This is a genomic window from Streptomyces spiramenti, from assembly GCF_012034385.1.
GTDB lineage: Bacteria > Actinomycetota > Actinomycetes > Streptomycetales > Streptomycetaceae > Streptomyces > Streptomyces spiramenti.
On record NZ_JAAVJB010000343.1, the window covers coordinates 1 to 3,919 of the forward strand.

The following is a 3,919-nucleotide window of genomic DNA, read 5'->3' on the forward strand; positions in this document are numbered from 1 at the left end:
GGTCCACGCCCGTGCTCGGCCGGGGCGTCGTTCCCGCGCCGGGCCGCTTCGCGGTCCTGCGGCGGCACGAGGGGGTCGTCCGCGGGCCCGGCGGCGGGGTACCCGTAGTGCTCCTGGGCTCCCGGGCCGGGGGCGTGCTGCCCGCCGGCCGGTGCCGGCCCTGCGGTGGCCCCTTCCGGGTGCCACTGTTCACGTTCGGACCGGTGCATCAAGCGTCACGCCCCCCGGCGTTCTCGGTGGCCTTCGACCCGGCCGTGGCGGCGCGGAACTCGCGGAACGCGTCCGCGACCAGATCGGGGAACTCCATCATGGCGACATGGCCGGCCCCGGGCAGCGCCAGGACCCGTGAGTCACGGAAGGCCGCGGCGGCCCGGTCGACCATCCGGAAGCGTACGAGACGGTCACGACCGCCGTACACCAGCAGGGTCGGTGCGAGCACACGTTCGGCCAGGCGCCACGGGGCGTGCTGGCCGCTGAGCGTGTAGGAGTTGACGAGCCCTCGGGCGGAGAGCGTCAGCGACTCCCAGAACCAGGGCAGGGACTGACGGCGCTCCAGCTCCGCGGCGGCGCCGGAGAACTCCTCGGGCGTGATCCGCGACGGGTCGCCGTAGATGAGCCGCAGCACGCCGCGCGCCCGCTGCTGGGGCGTCTGGTCGCCGCCGAGGCGCCCGAGCAGCGACGCCATACCGGGTGCGGCGAGCATCGCCGTCGGCAACACACCGCGCTGCGGCCTCAGCTCGGGCAGTGCCGGGGAGATGAGCGTCAGGGTCCGCACCAGGTCGGGCCGGAGCGCGGCGACGCGGGTGGCGGCGGCGGCCCCCAGCGAGTTGCCCACCAGGTGGACCGGCGCACGTCCGCTCTCCTCCAGGCAGCGGACGACGGCGCGGGCGTGGGCCGCGGGGGTGTACTGACGGTGATCGGGCGGCGGGGAGGCGCCGAACCCGGGCAGGTCCACGGCCTCGCACTCGACGTCGCCGGCCAACCGCTCCATCAGCGCGGACCAGTTGCGGGACGACCCGCCCAGACCGTGCACGAAGAGGGCGGGTTCCAGATCGTCGCGGGTGGCGGCGCGGCGGCGCACGGCAAGGGTCATTCCGGGCAGGCTCACGGACCGCATGGTCTCGCCCGCCCGCACGCCGGGCCACGCCTCGGCAGCGGCGAGAGCCGCCGTGGCCTGTCGCTCCTCGGTCGATGGCATGGCGCCATCCTACGAGCACGTCACGCAACCGTGACTGTGTCCGGCATCACACCTGTGGGGCATCCGGCGTATCGCGGTCATATCGCTTCCGCATCGCTTGCCCTTCCGAGGGCGTTCGGAGGCGTGACCTCGGGGCGGAGCGGGTACACGGGCCGATTCGACCGGGCCGGACAGGATCTTCGTCACGCCGCGCGGCGCCGAGCGGCGGCCAGCGACAGCGGCACCACCCCCTCCGTACACCCGGTCACCCTCCGCGACCGCTGCCGATCGCGTGAACCGCGGGCACCGCTGGACTTCACCCCCAGGGGGCACACCCGGTCGGGGTCGGCGTGACGGCGGGCGGCCGGAACGCGGGCCGGAGCACCCGCACCGGGGCCGGGGCGACGCCCGCGACGGACCGCGGCGGATCACCTACGCTGGAGGTAACCGAAAGTAACGACGTTCGGCTACCGGAGGTGCCGCAGTGGCCATCGACCCCAGCGAACCGGACACCCTCGAAGAACTGCTTGCCGCCGACCGCGAACGCGGCGCGGAGATCCCCGAGGCGGACGCCGCCGAGCAGCGGACCGAGCTCCGCCCCCGCGACGAGGCGCTGCCCCCCGCCGAGGCGAGGGACTCCGCCGACGCGGCGGACGTGGCGGATCAGGCCAGAACCGCGGACCGGGACGAGGAGGAGTACCGCTGAGCCCCCGGGGCGGCCCACGGCCCGACACCCCGCCGCGCGTCGCCCCTGGCCGGGGCGGTGCGGCGGAGCGCCCCGGGCGGGTCGCCGACCGGTACGGCGGGGCGCGGAGCCGCGGCCCGCCGATGTCGGTCCTTGACACGCGACGGACGACCCGCCGTTACCCGACCGTAGGATGACGGCGTCGGGCGAGTGGGACACCGGCGTCCCGGCCGGTGCCCGGCGAACGAACCACGACCCCACCAGAGGTCCCCTACACACGGGAGGCGGCGTGACAGCCATCGAGCAGACCGGTGCGCGCCCCCGCGGCACGCGCCTGCCCCGGAGGGCCCGGCGCACCCAGCTCCTCGGCGCCGCCCAGGAGGTCTTCGTCGCCGAGGGCTACCACGCGGCGGCCATGGACGACATCGCCGAGCGCGCCGGGGTGAGCAAGCCCGTGCTCTACCAGCACTTCCCCGGCAAGCTGGAGCTCTACCTCGCCCTGCTGGACCAGCACTGCGAGGCGCTCGTCCAGCATGTCCGCGAGGCACTCGCCTCCACCTCGGACAACAAGCTCCGCGTCGCCGCGACGATGGACGCGTACTTCGACTACGTCGAGCGGGACGGCGGCGCCTTCCGTCTGGTCTTCGAGTCCGACCTCACCAACGAGCCGGCCGTCCGCGAGCGCGTGGACTCGGTGTCGCGGGACTGCGCCGAGCTGGTCTGCGCGGTCATCGCGGAGGACACCGACCTCCCGCACGACCAGTCGATGCTGCTGGCCGTCAGCCTCTGCGGCATGGCCCAGATCACGGCCCGGCACTGGCTCAGCTCCGGCCAGGAGATCCCGCGCGAGACCGCGAAGACGCTCACCGGCGCTCTGGCGTGGCGCGGCATCGCCGGCTTCCCCATGCAGCAGGACTGACCACCGGGTCGGGCGGCGTCACGCCGTCCCGATTCCGGGTCGTGCCCGCTCCGACACGGTCGGACCGGCGTGACGACCGCCTCCTCGAACCCGCGCGCGAACCGCGCCCCGGCGCGGCCCTGCCGCCGGGCACGGGCGGCGATCGGCGGGCACTGTTCGCTACGGGCGTTGCCGTCCGGCCCCGTGGGGGACGGCGGCCCCCGATACGCTTGCGGAACGACGGCGGCGCGGACCCCGCGCACGTCACGAACCATGCGGAGGGACAAGCCGTGGAGATCAAGATCGGCGTTCAGCACACGCCGCGCGAGATCGTTCTGGAGAGCGGGCAGTCTGCCGAGGACGTGAAGAACGCGGTGACCGCGGCGCTCACCGGCAAGGAGAAGGTGCTCAGCCTGACCGACGAGCGTGGCCGCGAGATCATCATTCCCGCGGACCGGCTCGCGTACGTGGAGATCGGCGAGTCGGCCGCGCGCCGGGTCGGCTTCGGGGCGCTCTGACACAACGTCAACTTCCGCTGCGACGGCGGCCGGTGAAAGCTCACCGGCCGCCGTTTCGTGTGCTCAGGGGCGTGGGTAGAACGCCATTGCCCACGTCGGACACACCGCTCGGGAGGGAACATGCTCTGGGAACCGACCGCGTGCGCTCTGCTCGGTCTCGTCATCGCCGCCGTGGCGGTCAGCCGCCACCCGGCCCGCTTCCTCGACACCAGGCTGGCGCTCGCGACGGGCGCCGGTGGCGCGATGCTGGGCGGTCTGATCACCAGAGCGGTGCTGGGGCCGGGAAGCCTGCCCGTGGTGCTGATCGCGGGCGCTGTCTTCGGCGCCGTGCTGCTGTCCCTGGTCGTCCGGGTGAACGGCGGGCAGGTGCGAAGCCCCGTCTCGGCGTGACCCCACCGGGTTCTGCGCCACGCCCGACGCCGAGGCCCGCCCGCCCCTGAGCCCCATCTCGTCCCGAGCCCGCGCTCCGTCCAGGCCTGCACGACCTCGGCGCACCGGCCCGGTTGCGACGGGTGCGCCGTCCCGTCGCCGAGCCGGTGGCCGCCGGGCGACTGCGGCGCGCAGCGCTCCGGGGGCGGGCGCGTCGGCGGTCCCGGGGCCCACCGGTGGCGTCCGCGCCCGCGGGCCGCCCCGCCCGACCC

Annotated in this window: 5 protein-coding genes; 4 read left to right on the top strand and 1 reads right to left on the bottom strand. The window is 74.8% G+C overall.

Annotated features, from left to right (window positions below; genetic code table 11):
- Nucleotides 1–208 precede the first annotated feature (208 nt).
- Nucleotides 209–1,198, bottom strand: coding sequence for an alpha/beta fold hydrolase (locus HCJ92_RS22865; protein WP_167935509.1), 990 nt, complete (start codon nt 1,196–1,198; stop codon nt 209–211).
- Between the two features lie 463 nt (nt 1,199–1,661).
- On the opposite strand from HCJ92_RS22865, the gene HCJ92_RS22870 reads away from it, so the two are divergent.
- The 4 genes from HCJ92_RS22870 to HCJ92_RS22885 all read left to right on the top strand — a co-directional run bounded on the left by HCJ92_RS22870 (nt 1,662) and on the right by HCJ92_RS22885 (nt 3,668).
- Nucleotides 1,662–1,883, top strand: coding sequence for a hypothetical protein (locus tag HCJ92_RS22870; RefSeq protein ID WP_167935510.1), 222 nt, complete (start codon nt 1,662–1,664; stop codon nt 1,881–1,883).
- A gap of 268 nt (nt 1,884–2,151) precedes the next feature.
- On the top strand, nt 2,152–2,781 hold the full coding sequence (locus tag HCJ92_RS22875) for a TetR/AcrR family transcriptional regulator (RefSeq protein ID WP_338054337.1): 630 nt from the start codon (nt 2,152–2,154) through the stop codon (nt 2,779–2,781).
- A gap of 269 nt (nt 2,782–3,050) precedes the next feature.
- Complete coding sequence (locus tag HCJ92_RS25220; protein ID WP_167935511.1) at nt 3,051–3,278, top strand: DUF3107 family protein; 228 nt, start codon at nt 3,051–3,053, stop codon at nt 3,276–3,278.
- Between the two features lie 120 nt (nt 3,279–3,398).
- A complete protein-coding gene (locus HCJ92_RS22885; protein WP_167935512.1) occupies nt 3,399–3,668 on the top strand; it encodes a hypothetical protein in 270 nt (89 codons plus the stop codon).
- Nucleotides 3,669–3,919 lie beyond the last annotated feature (251 nt).

Coding starts and splice junctions, on each gene's coding strand:
- HCJ92_RS22865 (WP_167935509.1), bottom strand. CDS start 1,198: ATGCCATCGACCGAGGAGCGACAGGCCACGGCGGCTCTCGCCGCTGCC.
- HCJ92_RS22885 (WP_167935512.1), top strand. CDS start 3,399: ATGCTCTGGGAACCGACCGCGTGCGCTCTGCTCGGTCTCGTCATCGCC.